This window comes from Burkholderia sp. NRF60-BP8, from assembly GCF_001522585.2.
Lineage (GTDB): Bacteria > Pseudomonadota > Gammaproteobacteria > Burkholderiales > Burkholderiaceae > Burkholderia.
Genome location: NZ_CP013372.1, coordinates 2,334,100 through 2,353,982, shown reverse-complemented (window position 1 = coordinate 2,353,982; position 19,883 = coordinate 2,334,100). Strand labels below are relative to the sequence as shown.

Genomic DNA, 19,883 nt, shown 5'->3' with positions numbered 1-19,883 from the left:
AACCGGGGCGTGTGAAGGAACTCAGCCGAGCGAGCGGCCGGCGAACAGGTGCTGGATCTGCGTGGAATAGGCGCTCACATTGTGCTCGGCGAGCGTGTCGACCTGGTGCAGGCAGCGGCGAGCCGCCGCCGCGTAGTCGTCGAGGCGCGCGTCGTGCGTTTGCGCGGCGGTCGCGATCGCGCGAGCCGCATCGAAGATCTCGAAGTCCGGATAGTAATAGCCGACGTCGCGCAGGAACGGCGAGTTGTGCACGAGCGGGTAGTTGCCGTACAGCGCGTCGTACAGCAGATAGTTCAGGCCGTTTTCCCAGTGGTGCGACACGACGATGTCGGTGTGATGCGCAGCCCATGCGACGAACGGCGCGCGCACGTCGGCAGTGGCCTTGCCGTCGCGCACCATTTCGAGCCCGAGCGCGAGATGCTTGAAGGCGACGTTTTCCTTCTTGTCGAACGTGTTGGTCATGTACACGTGCTCGACCAGCTCCGGATGTTCGACGTAGCACGCATTCGCGGCGAGCATCGGCACGATCGCGCTCTTCACGACGTTCAGGTTCGGCTCGAAGAACGCGATGCGCTTGGCCGTGCCGCGATTGCGGTAGCCGAAGCGCGCCTTCAGTTCGGGGTCTGCGTCGAGGCTGCGCTCGATGAAATACGGCGACCAGATGTGCGGCAGCTCGATCACCGGCGCGCGGTACACGGCCTGGAAATAGGCCGCGCACGTGTGCATGTGCTGCGGATTCGTCCAGATCTCGTCGAACTGCACGCGGTTCGGGTTCGGCCGCCAGTCGTTCTTCTCGAAGTTGATCGTCTCGACCGCGATCACGTAGTCGTTGCCGAAGCGGTACGACACGCACTTGCCGCCGCGGCCGCGCACGGCGTCCGTGTGCGACGGATCGACGAACGCATTCATCTCGATCAGCAGATCGGTCTGGTGGATGATGGCCGACAGCGGCCGCAGCGCGTCGCCGAACGCGTCCAGCATCAGCGCCTGCGGATACTCGGTGACGCCATCGTCGTGCGCGAGCCAGACTTCGCCGATCAGCGGCGATTGCTTCAGCAGCATGTACAGGTACACGCAGTGCTGGTTCGCGCCGTTGTACCAGATCGACTGCGTCGCGTCGCGCTGCACGTTCATCGTTATCGCGACATTGAGTTTCATCGGATCGGCTCCGTGAGCGGGCGCGTGCGCCGCTTATTGCGTGAAGTTTTGCGACCGGCGCGGCACATAGCCCGTCAGGCGCCAGCGGCCGTCGTCATCGAGACGAAAGCTCAGCTTTTCGTAAACGGTCGCACCGCTCGCGAGCGTCGTCGTGTAGTCGACGTTCGCGTACAGGCCGTCGGGCATCGACGACGAGTTGCTGTAGCGGATCCGCGTGATTTGCGCCCAGCCGCGATGGTCGACCGCGCCGACCGACTGGCGTGCCTGCTGCATCTGTGCCGCGAACTGGTCCTGCTTGAAGCGCGCCTTGACGAACGGTGCGGCGTCGGTCCACACCGCGCCGTACTGGCCGGCGTCGAGCTGCTTGAACACCGCATCCGAGTCGCGGAGCAGCGCGTCGGCCGATTCGCCGGCGGATTGCGCGTGCGCGCCGATCGCGATCGATGCGGCGGCGCAGCCGATCAGCCATTTTGCGCGAGTGAGGGGCGTGCGTGCGTTCATGGTGAGGGTCCTGAAAGGGCGGCGCGTCACGCGTCGCGATAGAGGGCGGCGATCGCGTCCGTATAGGCCGCGACGTTCTCGGGGTTGTAGATGCTGACCGAGCTGAGCACATGCCTCGACTGCTCGCGGTACCCTTCCAGGTTCGCGTCGTGCTCGGCGAACGCCTTCAACAGTGCGCGGCCGCCCGCCTGGCAGTCGAAGTCCGGATAGAAATACCCGGCCTTGCCGAGGAACGGCGAGTTGTGGATCAGCGGATAGTCGCCGTACAGCAGCTCGTAGTACAGGTAGTTCTGCGCGTTCTCCCACGTGTGCGACACCACCGCATCGCCGTACGCGGCCATGAACTCGTATACCGCATAGCGGCTTTCGAACGTCGTGATGCCGTGCTCGACGATGTCGAGACTCTTCGCGAAATGGATGAACGTCGTGTGATCCTTCAGGTGAATCGTGTTGCACACGCGCACGAATTCGAGGAAGGCCGGATTCGCACGGTAAGCCTCTTCCGTGATCAGCATCGGAATGATGCTCGTCTTCACCATGCAGATGTTCGGCTCGAACATCGTCACGCGCCAGCGCGGCTTGCCGGGCTGATAGCCGAACGTCAAGCCGGCGCCGAGCGTCGCGCGCGCCTTGTCGAACAGCATCGGGTGCCAGATGTGCGGGACGATCGTGACCGGCGCGCGCAGGCCCGTCTGGTAGTAGTGCAGGCACGAGCGCTCGAACTCGGGAATCGTCCACACCGCGTCGTACGGCGCGCCCGAGAACAGGAAGCCCGACGGCTTGTCGAACATCGCGCGTTCGATGTCGATCACGTAGTCGTTGCCGACCCGCATCGTGACCACCTTGCCGCCGCGCTCGCGGAACGCGCGCAGGTAGTCCGCGCCGAACTGCGCGCTCATTTCGATCAGCACGTCGCAGCGCTCGAGCGCTTCGTCCATCGACAGCAGCGGCACGTCCCACTCGCCGAGCATCATCTGCGGATCGGCAACGTGTTCGCCGCCGTTCACCATCACGGCTTCGGCGACGAGCGGCGATTGGCGCAGCAACAGGATCAGCAGCAGGCAGTTCTGGAAAATGCCGTTTTCCCACAGCGACTGGCCGGCGCCGCGCACGAACAGCGACACGCCGACGACGAGACGCTTGCCCTCGCCGGGCGCTTGACGGGCATTGGAGTCCGACATGCGTATGCTCCGGTTCAGGCGACCAGACGCGAGACGAACGCGTCGAGGTTCGCGGGGTTGTCGATCGAGACCGACTGCAGCAGCCGGCCCGCCTTCGCGCGGTAGTCGTCGAGGCGTTCGTCGTGATGCAGCCACGCTTCGAGCAGCGCGCGGCCGCCGGCGGCCGAGTCGAAGTCCGGGTAGTAATAGCCGGCGTCGCCGATCAGCGTCGAGTTGTGGATCAGCGGATAGCCGCCGTACAGCACGTCGTAATACAGATAGTTCTGCCCGTTTTCCCAGTGGTGCGACACGACCGCATCCGCGTGACGCGCCATGAAGCCCGGCAGGTCGAGCCGCGGTTCGAACGTCGCCTTGTGCTCGCGCACGAGATCGAGGCTGTTCGCGAAGTGCACGAAGGTCGGATGTTCCTTCATGTGCATCGAGTTGACGACGAACATGTGCTGCACCGCGTCGGGCCGCGCGCGATAGAACTCGTCGCATGCGAGCATCGGGTAATGGCAGGACTTGGCGACCGAGATGTTCGGCTCGAGCGTCGCGAGCTTCCACGGCCGCTGGCCGGGCCGATAGCCGAACGTCGCGCCTTCGTCGGCGAGCGTGGCCACGCGGCGCTCGAGGAAGTACGGCGACCAGATGTGCGGCATCAGGTGGACGGGCGCGCGCAGGATCGTCTGCAGCATCGGCGCGGCGGTCTTGTCGTATTGCGGCAGCAGCCACACTTCGTCGAACGGTGCACCGTTGAACACGTGCCCCGACGGTTTCCCGAAGATCGGCGTTTCGCACAGGCCCGCATACACGTGCCCGCAGAAGAACGCGGCGATCTTCTTGCCGAGCGCCTTCATGTGCCTGAGCCATTCGACCGGCAACTGCGCGCCCATTTCGATCACGACGTCGAGTTCGTGCGTGACGTCGGCGGGTTTCACGAGCGGGACGTCGAGGCCGTCGAGTTCGAGGCCGGCCGGCAGCGCGTTGGCGTCGCCGCCGTTCAGGAAATAGACGGGGCCGACGCGATCCGAACGCTTGAGCATCATCGCGAGGAACGCGATGTTCTGGTGAATGCCGTTCTCCCAGATCGCCTGGCCGTCGCGCGCAAACAGCGAGATGCCGACCGCCGGCCGTTGCTTGCGGGTGCCGCTCGCGGCGGCTTCATTGATGTCCGTCACCGGTTGTTTCCTCTGCGGCGTCGTGCGTCCGGGCATCGCGTCGAGCGTCTGGCCGGCAGCGGCGCGCCGTGGATCGTCATGGTTGGATTCGTGCCGGTGCGCCGCCGTGCGCGAATCGGGCGACGGGATTCGCGCGGCCGGCAGCCGGATTCCGGCGTGTCGCCGGCACGCCTCGCACGGCACGCGTCGGGCAGGCTGCCCCGGCAACTGTCTGCCGGCGATTGTGGCATGGAAACCGCCGGTTTTGGCAGGACGTGACGAACTTTGACATCGCCGCCGGCCAACGGGAACGGGCGCCGACGAAGCGGCGCCCGGTCGTCCGGCGGCCCGCCGGCGCGGTGCGGTGGGCCGCCGGATCGCGCGGCCACGGGCGGCTCAGTGCTGCAGCCGGATTTCGACGCGGCGGTTGCTGGCGCGGCCTTCCGGCGTCGCGTTCGAGGCAACCGGATCGGCCTTGCCGCGGCCCGAGACCGTCATCGAGTCGGTCTTCAGCCCGTGCGCCTTCAGATAGGCGGCGACCGATTCGGCGCGGCGCTTCGACAGCGCGAGGTTGTAGTCGTCGCTGCCCACCGAATCGGTGAAGCCGGTGACCGTCACTTGCGAGTACGTGCGGTCGGCGCGCTCGCTCAGCAGCCGGTCGAGCGATTCGCGCGCGGTCGGTGCGAGCGTCGCGTGATCGGTGGCGAACAGCGCGTCGCCCGACAGGTTCACGCGTTCGACCACGGCGGCGGCCGGCTCGGCGGCCGGGGTTGCTGCGGCGGGCGCGGCGCCGCACTGGAAGACCAGCGTGGCCGGATCGGATTTGTCGCGCAGCGCGCGGGCCGAGTCGACGGCGCGCACGGGCTCGTCGCCGCAGATCTTGCGGGCTGCCTTCATGCAGGTCTGCGGGCCCGACAGCAGGCCGTGGCAGTCCACCTGGAAGGTGCGCACGCCGTCGCGCGGCTGCAGTTCGGAGGCGCTGAAGGTCGGGCCGGATGCGGTCGAGCACGCGGCGAGGGCCATTGCGGAAAGCGCGAGCGCAAGAGCGAGTTTGTTCACGGTGACGTCCTTAAAGCTTGGGTTGACCGAGGCCCGCCGCGTGGTGCGCAGCGGGCTCGTCCTGCCGTCGGAGCCGCGGGCCGTCCGGCGGCGAGCCGAACGGCCGGGCGGCGCGACACGTTACTTCCACTGATACAGCATGCCGGCGCCGATCACCTTCTGACCGCCGCTGAAACCGCCGTTGATCGACGCCTTCAGGTTCTCCGTGATGCGCGCCTGCATGTTGACCGCCATCGCCTTCTGGCCGAGGAAGGTCGACGTGCCCACGCCCATCCCGAAGTTGGCGTCGCGATCGAGCTGCGGGATCGACGCCATCGCGCCGACGGCCGCGATACCCTGCTTCGCCATCTGGTCGGTCTGCTGCAGTTGCGAACCCAACGAGTTGATCTGCGCCTGCTGGCCCGACAGTGCCGTCGACAGCGTCGTCTGCACCTGCGTCAGCTGGTTCACGTTCACCGCGTCGGTGCCTTGCGTACCCGGCGCGACGTTCGTGATCTGGCGCTGCTGCGTGTCGCTACCGACCGACACCACGTTCGAGCGACCGCCGTCGTTCGAGCCCGCGCCGATCGCCACCGAGTTCGAGCCGGCGGTGACGGTCGGGACGTCGGTGCCCTTGCCGTTCATGTCGGCCGCGATGCCGTTGTTGTTCGCCGCACGCGTCGTGTTGTTGTTGAGCGTCGTCGACAGCTGGTTCAACTGGTTGTTGATGTTCGTCACGCCGGTCGACAGCGACGCCACGTTGCTGTTCGTCGTGCTCAGGCCGGTGGACAGCGAACCGATGCCCGTCGAGGTCGACGTCGACAGCGAGTTGACGTTGCTGTTCACCGTGCTGAGGCCCGTCGACAGCGAGTTGATCGCGGTCGAGGTCGACGTGGACAGCGACGCCACGTTGCTGTTCGTCGTGCTCAGGCCGGTCGACAGCGAGTTGATGCCGGTCGACAGCGACGCGACGTTCGATGCGGTGGACGTCGACAGCGTGTTGATCGCGTTGTTCGTCGCGTTCAGCTGGCTGCCGTTGATCGCGTCCGTGCTCGTGGCCGAGATCCGGCCCGCGGCGACGTTCGTGATCTGGCGCTCCGCGCCCGGTGCGCCGACGCTCACCACGCCGACCGGCGAGCCGCCCGCGAACGGGTACGTGACGCCGCCGATCGTGGCGCTCGAGGTGCCGACCGCCGCGGCCGTGACCGAGTTCGCGCCGAGTGCGATCGAGTTCGCGACGTTCGCTTGCGCGTTCGTGCCGAAGGCGAGCGCGTCGGCGGCCGTGGCCTTGGCGGCCGAGCCGTAGGCCTGTGCGCCCGTGGCGCTGGCCGTGGCCTGGCTGCCCAGCGCGATCGTGTTGTCCGCGGTGGCCTGGTTCGAGCTGCCGAGGGCGAGCGCGCTGGCACCGGTTGCCGTGTTCTGGTTGCCGAGGGACACCGCGCCGTCGCCGGTCGCCGTGTTGTTCGCACCCATCGCCACGGCGCCGGTGCCCGTCGCAACGTTCGGATCGCCGATCGCGACTGCGCCGTCGCCGGACGCGGTGTTGCCGGAGCCGATCGATACCGCCTTGCCGCCCGTCGCCGATGCGTTCTGACCGATCGCGACCGCGCCTGCCGTCTGCGCGTTCGAGCCGTCGCCGACTGCGACGCTGCTGGCGCCCGCCGCGCTGGCGTTCACGCCGGCGGCGAGGGCGTTGGTGCCCGTGGCGCCGTCGTTGGCGTAGTTGGCTTGCTGCACGCCGTTGTCGTTGACGCTGTAGTAGTGCGTCTTCGCGGCGTTGATCGCGGTCGAGGTCGAGGTGGACAGCGACGACACCGAGCTGTTCGTGCTGCTCAGGCCGGTGGACAGCGAGCCGATGCCGGTCGACGTCGACGTGGACAGCGACAGGATCGTGCTGTCCGTGCTGCTCAGGCCGGTGGACAGCGAGCTGATGCCGGTCGAGGTCGAGGTCGACAGGGACGTGATCGAGCTGTTGGCGGACGACAGGCCGGTCGAGGTCGAGGTCGACAGCGAGCTGATCGAGCTGTTGGCCGACGACAGACCCGTCGAGGTCGAGGTCGACAGCGACGTGATCGAGCTGTTGGCCGTGGACAGGCCGGTCGAAGTCGAAGTCGAGAGCGACGTGATCGAGCTGTTGGCCGTGGACAGGCCGGTCGAGGTCGACGTGGACAGCGACGTGATCGAGCTGTTAGCCGTCGACAGACCGGTCGAAGTCGAGGTCGACAACGACGTGATCGAGCTGTTGGCCGTCGACAGACCGGTCGAAGTCGAGGTCGACAACGACGTGATCGAGCTGTTGGCCGTGGACAGGCCGGTCGAGGTCGAAGTCGACAGCGACGTGATCGAGCTGTTGGCCGTGGACAGGCCGGTCGAAGTCGAAGTCGAGAGCGACGTGATCGAGCTGTTGGCCGTGGACAGGCCGGTCGAGGTCGACGTGGACAGCGACGTGATCGAGCTGTTAGCCGTCGACAGACCGGTCGAAGTCGAGGTCGACAACGACGTGATCGAGCTGTTGGCCGTCGACAGACCGGTCGAAGTCGAGGTCGACAACGACGTGATCGAGCTGTTGGCCGTGGACAGGCCGGTCGAGGTCGAAGTCGACAGCGACGTGATCGAGCTGTTGGCCGTGGACAGGCCGGTCGAAGTCGAAGTCGAGAGCGACGTGATCGAGCTGTTGGCCGTCGACAGGCCAGTCGAGGTCGAAGTCGACAGCGACGTGATCGAGCTGTTAGCCGTCGACAGACCGGTCGAAGTCGAGGTCGACAGCGACGTGATCGAGCTGTTGGCCGTGGACAGGCCGGTCGAGGTCGACGTGGACAACGACGTGATCGAGCTGTTGGCCGTCGACAGGCCAGTCGAGGTCGAAGTCGACAGCGACGTGATCGAGCTGTTAGCCGTAGACAGACCCGTCGAAGTCGAGGTCGACAACGACGTGATGGAGCTGTTAGCCGTGGACAGGCCAGTCGAAGTCGAGGTCGACAGCGACGTGATCGAGCTGTTAGCCGTCGACAGACCCGTCGAAGTCGAAGTCGAAAGCGACGTGATCGAGCTGTTAGCCGTGGACAGACCCGTCGAAGTCGACGTGGACAGCGACGTGATCGAGCTGTTGGCCGTGGACAGACCCGTCGAAGTCGAGGTCGACAGCGACGTGATGGAGCTGTTGGCCGACGACAGACCCGTCGAGGTCGAGGTCGACAGCGACGTGATGGAGCTGTTAGCCGTGGACAGGCCAGTCGAAGTCGAGGTCGAGAGCGACGTGATGGAGCTATTGGCCGTCGACAGACCCGTCGAAGTCGAGGTCGAGAGCGACGTGATCGAGCTGTTGGCCGTGGACAGACCCGTCGACGTGGAGGTCGAAAGCGACGTGATGGAGCTGTTAGCCGTCGACAGACCCGTCGAAGTCGAGGTCGAGAGCGACGTGATGGAGCTGTTGGCCGTGGACAGGCCAGTCGAGGTCGACGTGGACAGCGACGTGATGGAGCTGTTAGCCGTGGACAGACCCGTCGAAGTCGACGTGGACAGCGACGTGATCGAGCTGTTGGCCGTCGACAGACCCGTCGAGGTCGACGTGGACAGCGACGTGATCGAGCTATTGGCCGTGGACAGACCGGTCGAAGTCGAGGTCGAAAGCGACGTGATCGAGCTATTGGCCGTGGACAGGCCAGTCGAAGTCGACGTGGACAGCGACGTGATGGAGCTGTTAGCCGTGGACAGACCGGTCGAAGTCGAGGTCGAAAGCGACGTGATCGAGCTATTGGCCGTGGACAGACCGGTCGAAGTCGAAGTCGAAAGCGACGTGATCGAGCTGTTGGCCGTCGACAGACCGGTCGAAGTCGAGGTCGACAGCGATGTGATCGAGCTATTCGCCGACGAGAGACCGGTCGAGGTCGACGTGGACAGCGAGGTGATCGAGCTGTTGGCCGTGGACAGACCCGTCGAAGTCGAAGTCGAAAGCGACGTGATGGAGCTGTTGGCCGACGACAGACCCGTCGACGTGGAGGTCGAAAGCGACGTGATCGAGCTGTTGGCCGTCGACAGACCGGTCGAAGTCGAGGTCGACAGCGACGTGATCGAGCTGTTGGCCGTGGACAGGCCCGTCGAGGTCGAAGTCGAGAGCGACGTGATGGAGCTGTTAGCCGTGGACAGACCCGTCGAAGTCGAAGTCGAAAGCGACGTGATCGAGCTGTTGGCCGTGGACAGACCCGTCGAGGTCGAAGTCGAGAGCGACGTGATGGAGCTGTTAGCCGTGGACAGACCCGTCGACGTGGAGGTCGAAAGCGACGTGATGGAGCTATTGGCCGTCGACAGACCCGTCGAGGTCGAAGTCGAAAGCGACGTGATCGAGCTGTTGGCCGTGGACAGACCCGTCGAAGTCGACGTGGACAGCGACGTGATGGAGCTGTTGGCCGACGACAGACCCGTCGACGTGGAGGTCGAGAGCGACGTGATCGAGCTGTTAGCCGTCGACAGACCCGTCGAAGTCGAAGTCGAAAGCGAGGTGATCGAGCTGTTGGCCGTGGACAGACCCGTCGAAGTCGAAGTCGAGAGCGACGTGATCGAGCTGTTGGCCGTCGACAGACCCGTCGACGTGGAGGTCGAAAGCGACGTGATCGAGCTATTGGCCGTTGACAGACCCGTCGAGGTCGAAGTCGAAAGCGACGTGATCGAACTATTGGCCGTGGACAGACCCGTCGAAGTCGAAGTCGAAAGCGACGTGATCGAGCTGTTAGCCGTGGACAGACCCGTCGAGGTCGAAGTCGAGAGCGACGTGATGGAGCTGTTGGCCGTGGACAGGCCCGTCGAGGTCGAGGTCGACAGCGACGTGATGGAGCTATTGGCCGACGACAAGCCCGTCGAAGTCGAAGTCGACAGCGACGAAATGGCGCTGGTCGCAGTACCGACTTGTTGAGCGACCGAATACAGCTGGCTACCGTTGATCGCATCGGTACTGGTCGGAGTCACCTGGCCTGCGGCAACGTTGGTGACTTGTCGTTCCTTGCCGCTATCACCCACGCTGACGACGCCGACCGGATTGGCGCCAGCGAATCCGCTGAACGTCACGCCGTTGACGGTGGCGCTGCTCGTGGCGGTTGCCGCGGTGGTCTTCGAGTTGGCGCCGAGCGCGACGGAGTTGTCCGTGCTGGCGCTAGCGCCGAGGCCGATGGCGACGGAGTTGGTCGTGCTGGCGACAGCGCCGGAGCCAATGGCGACAGCGTCGGCGCCCGTTGCGGTGCTGTCGGGGCCGCTCGAGTTCGCGTGGAAGTACTTGATGCCCTGGCTGTTGATGTTGTTGATCGCCGAGCCCACGCTGTTGGCCGTCGACGTCGTGCCATTCGCGTTGTACGTGGTGTACGACGGGGCCGAGACCTTGCCCGTCGTCGGGTCGTACGTCGAACCGCCGCCAAGTGCCGAGGCGGTACTGCTACCGAGATTGTCCGTCTTCGTCGAGACCGTGCTCAGGCCGGTGGACAGCGAGTTGATGCCGGTCGAGGTCGACGTGGACAACGACGTGATCGAGCTGTTGGCCGTGGACAGGCCAGTCGAAGTCGACGTGGACAGCGAGGTGACGGAGCTGTTGGTCGAGCTCAGGCCGGTGGAGAGCGAACCGATGGAGCTCGTAGCCGACGACAAACCGGTCGAGGTCGAAGTCGACAGCGAGGTGATTGAGCTGTTGGCCGTCGAAAGACCCGTCGACGTGGAGGTCGACAGGGACGTGATGGAGCTATTGGCCGTGGACAGACCCGTCGAAGTCGACGTGGACAGCGAGGTGACGGAGCTGTTGGTCGAGCTCAGGCCGGTGGAGAGCGAACCGATGGAGCTCGTAGCCGACGACAAACCAGTCGAGGTTGAAGTCGACAGCGAGGTGATTGAGCTGTTAGCCGTGGACAGACCCGTCGAAGTCGAGGTCGAGAGCGAGGTGATGGAGCTGTTGGCCGTGGACAGGCCGGTCGAAGTCGAAGTCGAGAGCGACGTGATGGAGCTGTTAGCCGACGACAGACCCGTCGAGGTCGAAGTCGAGAGCGACGTGATCGAGCTGTTAGCCGTGGACAGGCCCGTCGAGGTCGAAGTCGAGAGCGACGTGATGGAGCTGTTAGCCGACGACAGACCCGTCGAGGTCGAAGTCGAGAGCGACGTGATCGAGCTGTTAGCCGTGGACAGGCCCGTCGAGGTCGAAGTCGAGAGCGACGTGATGGAGCTGTTAGCCGACGACAGACCCGTCGAAGTCGAAGTCGAGAGCGACGTGATCGAGCTGTTAGCCGTGGACAGGCCCGTCGAGGTCGAAGTCGAGAGCGACGTGATGGAGCTGTTAGCCGTGGACAGGCCCGTCGAGGTCGAAGTCGAGAGCGACGTGATGGAGCTGTTAGCCGTGGACAGGCCCGTCGAGGTCGAAGTCGAGAGCGACGTGATGGAGCTGTTAGCCGACGACAGACCCGTCGAAGTCGAAGTCGACAGCGACGTGATGGAGCTGTTGGCCGTCGACAGACCCGTCGAGGTCGAAGTCGAGAGCGACGTGATCGAGCTATTAGCCGACGACAGACCCGTCGACGCCGACGTCGACAGGCTCGTGATGCTCGACGTCGTCGTGCTCGCAACCGAATAGAGCTGGCTGCCGTTGATCGCGTCGGTGCTGGTTGCGGTGACGAGACCTGCCGCGACGTTCTGGATGCGGCGTTCCGAGCCCGACTGCCCGACGCTGACCACACCGCCCGCCGAATTGGCGCCGGCGAAGTTGCCGAACGTCTGACCGCCGATCGTGGCGCTGCTGACGGTGGTGGTGCCGCCGGACGTCGCCGTTGCTGCGCTGGTCGTCAGCGCGTTGTAGCCGAGGGCGACCGAGTTTGCGACGCTTGCGGTCGAATTCGAACCGAGTGCCGTGCCATAGTTTGCAGACGCCACGGCTGCCGCGCCGACGGCGACCGCGCCGGAGGTGCCGCTGGCCGTCGAGCCGTTACCGAGCGCGAGTGCGTCCGCACCGCTTGCGATCGAATTGGCGGCAAAGCTGCCGACGTTACCGAGCGCGATTGCGCCGGTGCCGTTCGCGGTTGCCGCATTACCGATGGCAACCGCGCCGTTGGTACCGGTCGCCGACGCCGAGCTGCCGATGGCGACGGAGCTGTTGGTCGCCGTGCTGCTGTTGCCGAGCGCAACGGAACCCGTGCCGCTCGCGGAGTTGTTGTTGCCGAGCGCGATGGCGCCGGAACCGTTCGACGTGTCGTTCGCGCCGATTGCCAGCGCGCCCGTGCCGGTCGCGCTGTTCGGATCGCCGATCGCAACGGCGCCGTCGCCGCTGGCGCTCTGGCCCCGGCCGATCGCGACCGCGCCGCCGGCCGAGGTCGCGCTGTTCGCCGTCGTGCCCGACGAGCCGATTGCGACGTTTCGGCCCGTTGCGCCGGAGACGACGCCATCGCCTTGCGCGATGCCGTACGCACCGTTGACGGTCGCGCCACGGCCGACTGCGATACCCGACGTGGCAGCCGATGCGACCGACGACTGCCCGCCGATCGCGATGCCGTCCGACGCGGTGGACTGCGCGCCCTTCGTCGCGTTGCTGCCGATGGCGACTGCGCCCGCGCCCGAAGCGATGGTCGAGTTTGCATAGGAAAGCGGGGTGGTGCCGTTACCGGCTGCACCGCCGATCGCGACCGAATTCAATGCGTTGGCCGTTGCCCCGAAGCCGAGCGCGGTAGAACCGGCGCCGCTGGCGGTCGACTCGAGACCGGCAGACGTGCCCCAGAGCGCAGCAGACGACAGAAAGCCCGTCGCCGTACCACCGGTGCCGGTCACTTGCGCGAATGCACCATAAACCGTGGCCGCGAGATTGTTGTTGCCGCTGGAGTTGCAGCCCGCAACCGTGGAGTAGGTGCCGGAGCCGTCGACGGGATAGGCATTGGTGTTGCCTGTCGTCGTGCGGCCGACGGTGCCGCTGCCACCGCTCGACGTACACGACGACACGGTGAATTGGGTACCGTTCGTCGTGCCTGGCACGAAGGTATTGGCGCCGGCGAGCGACGGGAGCATGACGACGGCGGCCAATACTGCGGCAGCAACGGCCGACTTGTTCGGCTTGCCCCGTGCCGAATCGAGTTCCGATGCCGCTACCCAGGCGCCAAGCGCTTCGTTCCAGATCGAGCGGTATGTGCGGTTCATGTCCTGCTACCTCCAAATGTGCACGACACACACCGGTCTCTTTCGTTAGAGGATTGCTCCGTGCGCTCGCGCGAATCTCAAAATTGATGGGCGGAGTTTATTGGAGGTGGATTTTAGAGATTGACAAACAGTGATAAATGAGGCGGTTTTAAAGTTAAAGAATGGTTAATGCATCGTGTTTTGATGCATCTGGAGCGAATGAATTTGAAAGACCGTGGAACGCTAGATGTAGGGGGCGGAATCGTCTGTTGCAGTAAAAAATTTTCCTTCTAAATCAATGCGTTGATCGAGTTTTGTGCGAGAGGTTACACATCGGAGCGCTCAAAAAGTAAGACAAATGAAATAGCAAACGTTTGCGCGCCATCGAATCCTTTCATGTTTGTAATATAAATGGATGTGCTGGCGAATAATGCGTTCGTCATTTATTTAACTTGTTAATATTTTGGTTTTGATCGGATTTGAGTTTGTATTTCGTGGTTATCTGATAATTAAATTTATCCGATTCAGAGGGAATTGAATTATGCCGATATGCGCATCTCGGCCGGCGCAGGAGCCCGCGCGGCGGGCATTCCGGGGCGACCGGTCGGGGGAAGTTGTAAAAAAGTGCTACAGGGCGCGGTGATGAAACAATTCGCGTCAATTTATCGGATTTGTCCTATTGACGATTGCATCGAAGCGGCGTCAAGGCGGAATAGGCGCACATGCCGGAAGTCGAGCTGGCGCGCTCGCGGCAGGCGTTTCGCGTGATGTCGACAGGGCGTCAGATACGGTGGGTAGCGTCGGGCCAGCGGCGCCTGAAATGTCAGATCCAGGGCGCGGCAATGTGTCGCCCATGCCGTTCGCGTGCTGGCGTGGCGAAGAAAAATAGGGATGGATTGAATGTGTCGGACACGCCACATTCGTTCCAGGGCCGTGGACTGAATGAACCAGGCGCTTGCCGCATGACCGGCGGCAAGCGCCCGACTTTACTTCTTCATGAACCGCAGCGCGAACCGCGCCATCCGCGGCACGAACATCGGGCGCAGCAGGCGCTCGTCGTAACCGGCCATCCGACGGTCGTTTTCCGCGAGGCACAGCTCGATCAGTTCGCGCGGGTTCAGCGCATCGCCGATGTCTGCGGTGCTCGTTGCCGGGAAGTTCGCGTCGTGCGCGACGCCATCGGCGTCGATGCCGCGCGCAATGCCGATGCGCTCGCGGATCAGGTGCGCCCATACGGCCGCGACGCGTACGAAGAACCACGGCCGGCGCCACCACGGCAGGTTGCGCCAGTGCCACGCGAACCAGTTCACGAAGAACAGGATGTGGCGGCCTTCTTCCTGGATCACCGGTTCGAAGGTTTCGACGAGTTCGGGCGGGAAATAGCCGGAGCGCTGCGCGGAACGGAACAGGCCGAACGCGAAGAAGCTGTCGATGCACTCGCTGAAGCCCGTGACCATCCATGCCCATTCGGCATGCTTCGGCGCCGGGTAGGGCGGTTCCGGCGCGAGCACGATGCCGTACGCCTCGACGAGCTTCGACAGCACGACCTTGTGGCGGGCTTCCTCGCCGCCGTCCATTTCGAGCGCGCGGCGCAGCAGCGGATCGTCGACCGTCGCGGCGTAGGTCGCCACGCGGATCGACGCGCGGCCTTCGGTTTGCACCGCGATGTCCCAGATCGGCAGCGACGTGAGCCGCCTGAGTTCGGCCGGCTGGAGCGCCGGCCAGTCGATCACGGCCGGCTTGTACGGGTTGTGTGTGTCGAGCAGCATCCGACAGAACATCTGCTTGTGCGCATCGGAACCGATTCGGACCGGGCCTTGCCTCTCGAAGGTCCAGTTGCGCATCGCGTGATCTGCGGCTGCATGCTCTTCGTGCAGCGTGTCGGTCATGGCTATTGTTATGCGATTACGGATCGAAAGATTCTTGCACAGCTTCCGTCATCGCGTATTTTCGAGCGGCCATGGGCACGCCGGCCCCGCGCGCGTCACGGTCACGCGTTCGTGTCGACCCAGAGGCGGCCCCAGCGCGACGCGTAGGCGAGGGCGTGTTCTTCCTCGAAGAAGAAATCGATTGCGTCGAACGACACGGAGCGCGGCGACGGCCCGCCGCTCGCGCGTTCGATCGTCAGGTTGGCGGCGAACAGCCCGTTCGGCAACCGGGCGGCAGCGGGAGCGACTTCGTAGCCCTTGTAGCGGATCGTACGGTTCATGGGGTGGCGCGCAAAAAAGTTCGGACTTTCAGCGTACGAAAACGGGCCGCCTGCGTGAACCAATCTTTCGGCCAATGCAAATGACGCGCGGAGCTGAATCGTTATCGGGGCGGTGCGCGGGAATCGTGCTTTCGGGAGGCGTGGCGGCGCGCCCCGGCACCTCGCCACGCGTCGGAAGAGGCGGCGCGCACGCCCTCGTCGAATCCTGTCGAGCGAGGGCGCGCGGCGGAATGCGGAGGTTACTGGTTGGCGACTTTCAGCACGGGTGCGAGCGCATCGACCGATGCCGCATGCGAGGCCGCACGATGCGACGCGAACGCGAGCGCGAATTCGGCGGCTTGCGCACCGACCGTCTCGAGTTGCGCGACGACCTTCGGATCCGAGCAGCTATCGGCGCTTTCGAAGCGGGTTTCCAGCGTGTTGACGGTGGCGCCGAACGGCGTCGGCCAGCCGCGCAGCGCATGGACGATCGAGCGCAGCGACGTCAGTACGGTGCCGGCCGCCTGCCAGCCGTACGCGGTGACGATCAAACCGACCGCACGGCCGTCGAGATACGGGCGGTCGTCCGCGCGCAGCTCCTCGAGCGTGTCGAGCGCGTTCTTCACGAGACCGGACACGCCGCCGTGATAGCCGGGCGTGGCGATGATGATCGCGTCGGCCTGACGCACGGCGTCGATCAGCTCGCGCTGCGCGTCGGTCAGCGTTTTGTGTTCGGGCGCGTAGTGCGGCAGCGTATGCAGGAACGGGCCGTCGAACAGGCGCGTGCGCGCGCCGGCGGCTTGCGCGCCGCGCAGTGCGAATCCAAATGTGCACGACACACACCGGTCTCTTTCGTTAGAGGATTGCTCCGTGCGCTCGCGCGAATCTCAAAATTGATGGGCGGAGTTTATTGGAGGTGGATTTTAGAGATTGACAAACAGTGATAAATGAGGCGGTTTTAAAGTTAAAGAATGGTTAATGCATCGTGTTTTGATGCATCTGGAGCGAATGAATTTGAAAGACCGTGGAACGCTAGATGTAGGGGCGGAATCGTCTGTTGCAGTAAAAAATTTTCCTTCTAAATCAATGCGTTGATCGAGTTTTGTGCGAGAGGTTACACATCGGAGCGCTCAAAAAGTAAGACAAATGAAATAGCAAACGTTTGCGCGCCATCGAATCCTTTCATGTTTGTAATATAAATGGATGTGCTGGCGAATAATGCGTTCGTCATTTATTTAACTTGTTAATATTTTGGTTTTGATCGGATTTGAGTTTGTATTTCGTGGTTATCTGATAATTAAATTTATCCGATTCAGAGGGAATTGAATTATGCCGATATGCGCATCTCGGCCGGCGCAGGAGCCCGCGCGGCGGGCATTCCGGGGCGACCGGTCGGGGGAAGTTGTAAAAAAGTGCTACAGGGCGCGGTGATGAAACAATTCGCGTCAATTTATCGGATTTGTCCTATTGACGATTGCATCGAAGCGGCGTCAAGGCGGAATAGGCGCACATGCCGGAAGTCGAGCTGGCGCGCTCGCGGCAGGCGTTTCGCGTGATGTCGACAGGGCGTCAGATACGGTGGGTAGCGTCGGGCCAGCGGCGCCTGAAATGTCAGATCCAGGGCGCGGCAATGTGTCGCCCATGCCGTTCGCGTGCTGGCGTGGCGAAGAAAAATAGGGATGGATTGAATGTGTCGGACACGCCACATTCGTTCCAGGGCCGTGGACTGAATGAACCAGGCGCTTGCCGCATGACCGGCGGCAAGCGCCCGACTTTACTTCTTCATGAACCGCAGCGCGAACCGCGCCATCCGCGGCACGAACATCGGGCGCAGCAGGCGCTCGTCGTAACCGGCCATCCGACGGTCGTTTTCCGCGAGGCACAGCTCGATCAGTTCGCGCGGGTTCAGCGCATCGCCGATGTCTGCGGTGCTCGTTGCCGGGAAGTTCGCGTCGTGCGCGACGCCATCGGCGTCGATGCCGCGCGCAATGCCGATGCGCTCGCGGATCAGGTGCGCCCATACGGCCGCGACGCGTACGAAGAACCACGGCCGGCGCCACCACGGCAGGTTGCGCCAGTGCCACGCGAACCAGTTCACGAAGAACAGGATGTGGCGGCCTTCTTCCTGGATCACCGGTTCGAAGGTTTCGACGAGTTCGGGCGGGAAATAGCCGGAGCGCTGCGCGGAACGGAACAGGCCGAACGCGAAGAAGCTGTCGATGCACTCGCTGAAGCCCGTGACCATCCATGCCCATTCGGCATGCTTCGGCGCCGGGTAGGGCGGTTCCGGCGCGAGCACGATGCCGTACGCCTCGACGAGCTTCGACAGCACGACCTTGTGGCGGGCTTCCTCGCCGCCGTCCATTTCGAGCGCGCGGCGCAGCAGCGGATCGTCGACCGTCGCGGCGTAGGTCGCCACGCGGATCGACGCGCGGCCTTCGGTTTGCACCGCGATGTCCCAGATCGGCAGCGACGTGAGCCGCCTGAGTTCGGCCGGCTGGAGCGCCGGCCAGTCGATCACGGCCGGCTTGTACGGGTTGTGTGTGTCGAGCAGCATCCGACAGAACATCTGCTTGTGCGCATCGGAACCGATTCGGACCGGGCCTTGCCTCTCGAAGGTCCAGTTGCGCATCGCGTGATCTGCGGCTGCATGCTCTTCGTGCAGCGTGTCGGTCATGGCTATTGTTATGCGATTACGGATCGAAAGATTCTTGCACAGCTTCCGTCATCGCGTATTTTCGAGCGGCCATGGGCACGCCGGCCCCGCGCGCGTCACGGTCACGCGTTCGTGTCGACCCAGAGGCGGCCCCAGCGCGACGCGTAGGCGAGGGCGTGTTCTTCCTCGAAGAAGAAATCGATTGCGTCGAACGACACGGAGCGCGGCGACGGCCCGCCGCTCGCGCGTTCGATCGTCAGGTTGGCGGCGAACAGCCCGTTCGGCAACCGGGCGGCAGCGGGAGCGACTTCGTAGCCCTTGTAGCGGATCGTACGGTTCATGGGGTGGCGCGCAAAAAAGTTCGGACTTTCAGCGTACGAAAACGGGCCGCCTGCGTGAACCAATCTTTCGGCCAATGCAAATGACGCGCGGAGCTGAATCGTTATCGGGGCGGTGCGCGGGAATCGTGCTTTCGGGAGGCGTGGCGGCGCGCCCCGGCACCTCGCCACGCGTCGGAAGAGGCGGCGCGCACGCCCTCGTCGAATCCTGTCGAGCGAGGGCGCGCGGCGGAATGCGGAGGTTACTGGTTGGCGACTTTCAGCACGGGTGCGAGCGCATCGACCGATGCCGCATGCGAGGCCGCACGATGCGACGCGAACGCGAGCGCGAATTCGGCGGCTTGCGCACCGACCGTCTCGAGTTGCGCGACGACCTTCGGATCCGAGCAGCTATCGGCGCTTTCGAAGCGGGTTTCCAGCGTGTTGACGGTGGCGCCGAACGGCGTCGGCCAGCCGCGCAGCGCATGGACGATCGAGCGCAGCGACGTCAGTACGGTGCCGGCCGCCTGCCAGCCGTACGCGGTGACGATCAAACCGACCGCACGGCCGTCGAGATACGGGCGGTCGTCCGCGCGCAGCTCCTCGAGCGTGTCGAGCGCGTTCTTCACGAGACCGGACACGCCGCCGTGATAGCCGGGCGTGGCGATGATGATCGCGTCGGCCTGACGCACGGCGTCGATCAGCTCGCGCTGCGCGTCGGTCAGCGTTTTGTGTTCGGGCGCGTAGTGCGGCAGCGTATGCAGGAACGGGCCGTCGAACAGGCGCGTGCGCGCGCCGGCGGCTTGCGCGCCGCGCAGTGCGAACGACAGCGCGCGTTCGGTGGACGACGCGGCTCGGGTGGTCCCGCCGATGCCGACGACGAACGGGCGGCGGTGTTGATCGAATGCAGTCAAGGGGCGCTCCTCGGGAATGGCTTGCCCGGCTAAGCACAGGCTTAAAACCAGATGGTAACGACCCCGTCGCCACTCTGAAAACGACTTTTCGTTCTATCGATATGCCGCTCGGCGACGGCAAGCGTGTGTGCGGCCCCGCAGATCGATAGCAGAAATGCTTGGTTGGGACGGTGCGCCACGGTCGATAAGATGGGCTCGTCTCCTCCATGATGTCTCTACTGACATGGGTTGGCCCCGCCGCGCGGATGCTGGCGGGGCCTTTTTTCGTTCTCGGCCGGAAAACGGGGTGCGATGCTTAGGGCACCGCCCGTTACCCGAACACCGGCCGGAAGAAGCTGCGCTCGTAGCTGACGATGCACCGGGTTTCCTCCGCGTAGCGGAACGCGGCCTGGCAGGCGGGATCGTCCTTCGAGCGTTCGCGGTAGCGCTCGTATTCGGCGAGGCTCGGGAACGAGAACATCGCGAGCGCGATGTTGCTCGCGCCTTCGGACGGCAGGAAGTAGCCGTGATGCGTGCCGCCGAACTGCTCGACGAGCGGAATCCACATCTTGCCGTAGGTTTCGAATTCGTCGAGTTTGTACGGATCGACGACGTAGCGAAGGGAGCAGGTGATCATGGGCGCTCGCGGTGGGGTGACGGAGCGGCGAGTCTGGAGCGCGGGGCG

Annotated in this window: 12 protein-coding genes and 1 pseudogene; all 13 read right to left on the bottom strand. The window is 64.3% G+C overall.

Annotated features, from left to right (window positions below; all coding sequences use genetic code 11):
• Nucleotides 1-21: 21 nt before the first annotated feature.
• The 13 genes and pseudogenes from WS54_RS10880 to WS54_RS10820 all read right to left on the bottom strand — a co-directional run bounded on the left by WS54_RS10880 (nt 22) and on the right by WS54_RS10820 (nt 19,835).
• A complete protein-coding gene (locus WS54_RS10880; protein ID WP_059782882.1) occupies nt 22-1,158 on the bottom strand; it encodes a DUF2827 family protein in 1,137 nt (378 codons plus the stop codon).
• 33 nt (nt 1,159-1,191) lie between these two features.
• The gene (locus tag WS54_RS10875; protein ID WP_059782884.1) at nt 1,192-1,659 is read right to left on the bottom strand and encodes a DUF4019 domain-containing protein; all 468 of its coding nucleotides are present in this window, start codon (nt 1,657-1,659) and stop codon (nt 1,192-1,194) included.
• Between the two features lie 26 nt (nt 1,660-1,685).
• On the bottom strand, nt 1,686-2,840 hold the full coding sequence (locus WS54_RS10870; protein ID WP_059782887.1) for a DUF2827 domain-containing protein: 1,155 nt from the start codon (nt 2,838-2,840) through the stop codon (nt 1,686-1,688).
• A 14-nt stretch (nt 2,841-2,854) separates the two neighbouring features.
• A complete protein-coding gene (locus WS54_RS10865; protein WP_059782897.1) occupies nt 2,855-4,000 on the bottom strand; it encodes a DUF2827 domain-containing protein in 1,146 nt (381 codons plus the stop codon).
• 375 nt (nt 4,001-4,375) lie between these two features.
• A complete protein-coding gene (locus WS54_RS10860) occupies nt 4,376-5,038 on the bottom strand; it encodes an OmpA family protein (RefSeq protein ID WP_059782889.1) in 663 nt (220 codons plus the stop codon).
• Between the two features lie 120 nt (nt 5,039-5,158).
• Nucleotides 5,159-13,165, bottom strand: a complete 8,007-nt coding sequence (locus WS54_RS10855; RefSeq protein ID WP_108041874.1) for an ESPR-type extended signal peptide-containing protein — start codon at nt 13,163-13,165, stop codon at nt 5,159-5,161.
• A 965-nt stretch (nt 13,166-14,130) separates the two neighbouring features.
• Nucleotides 14,131-15,033 carry a hypothetical protein gene (locus WS54_RS10850; RefSeq protein WP_059781107.1) on the bottom strand — a complete coding sequence of 301 codons (903 nt, stop codon included), beginning with the start codon at nt 15,031-15,033 and terminating at the stop codon, nt 14,131-14,133.
• Between the two features lie 101 nt (nt 15,034-15,134).
• Entirely contained in the window at nt 15,135-15,353 is a 219-nt protein-coding gene (locus WS54_RS10845; RefSeq protein ID WP_006480563.1) for a hypothetical protein, read from the bottom strand.
• A 239-nt stretch (nt 15,354-15,592) separates the two neighbouring features.
• Nucleotides 15,593-16,195, bottom strand: a pseudogene (locus WS54_RS10840) (NADPH-dependent FMN reductase); the annotation flags it as partial.
• A 911-nt stretch (nt 16,196-17,106) separates the two neighbouring features.
• Nucleotides 17,107-18,009 carry a hypothetical protein gene (locus tag WS54_RS10835; RefSeq protein ID WP_059781107.1) on the bottom strand — a complete coding sequence of 301 codons (903 nt, stop codon included), beginning with the start codon at nt 18,007-18,009 and terminating at the stop codon, nt 17,107-17,109.
• 101 nt (nt 18,010-18,110) lie between these two features.
• Nucleotides 18,111-18,329: a hypothetical protein gene (locus WS54_RS10830; protein ID WP_006480563.1), complete on the bottom strand. Its 219-nt coding sequence runs from the start codon at nt 18,327-18,329 to the stop codon at nt 18,111-18,113.
• A 239-nt stretch (nt 18,330-18,568) separates the two neighbouring features.
• On the bottom strand, nt 18,569-19,219 hold the full coding sequence (locus WS54_RS10825) for an NADPH-dependent FMN reductase (protein WP_059502143.1): 651 nt from the start codon (nt 19,217-19,219) through the stop codon (nt 18,569-18,571).
• 310 nt (nt 19,220-19,529) lie between these two features.
• Nucleotides 19,530-19,835 carry an NIPSNAP family protein gene (locus WS54_RS10820; RefSeq protein WP_059781110.1) on the bottom strand — a complete coding sequence of 102 codons (306 nt, stop codon included), beginning with the start codon at nt 19,833-19,835 and terminating at the stop codon, nt 19,530-19,532.
• Nucleotides 19,836-19,883: the final 48 nt, after the last annotated feature.

Excerpts from the sequence above, each read along its gene's own strand:
- WS54_RS10835 (WP_059781107.1), bottom strand. The coding sequence starts at position 18,009 with ATGACCGACACGCTGCACGAAGAGCATGCAGCCGCAGATCACGCGATG.
- WS54_RS10845 (WP_006480563.1), bottom strand. The coding sequence starts at position 15,353 with ATGAACCGTACGATCCGCTACAAGGGCTACGAAGTCGCTCCCGCTGCC.
- WS54_RS10855 (WP_108041874.1), bottom strand. The coding sequence starts at position 13,165 with ATGAACCGCACATACCGCTCGATCTGGAACGAAGCGCTTGGCGCCTGG.
- WS54_RS10880 (WP_059782882.1), bottom strand. The coding sequence starts at position 1,158 with ATGAAACTCAATGTCGCGATAACGATGAACGTGCAGCGCGACGCGACG.
- WS54_RS10870 (WP_059782887.1), bottom strand. The coding sequence starts at position 2,840 with ATGTCGGACTCCAATGCCCGTCAAGCGCCCGGCGAGGGCAAGCGTCTC.
- WS54_RS10820 (WP_059781110.1), bottom strand. The coding sequence starts at position 19,835 with ATGATCACCTGCTCCCTTCGCTACGTCGTCGATCCGTACAAACTCGAC.
- WS54_RS10875 (WP_059782884.1), bottom strand. The coding sequence starts at position 1,659 with ATGAACGCACGCACGCCCCTCACTCGCGCAAAATGGCTGATCGGCTGC.
- WS54_RS10850 (WP_059781107.1), bottom strand. The coding sequence starts at position 15,033 with ATGACCGACACGCTGCACGAAGAGCATGCAGCCGCAGATCACGCGATG.
- WS54_RS10830 (WP_006480563.1), bottom strand. The coding sequence starts at position 18,329 with ATGAACCGTACGATCCGCTACAAGGGCTACGAAGTCGCTCCCGCTGCC.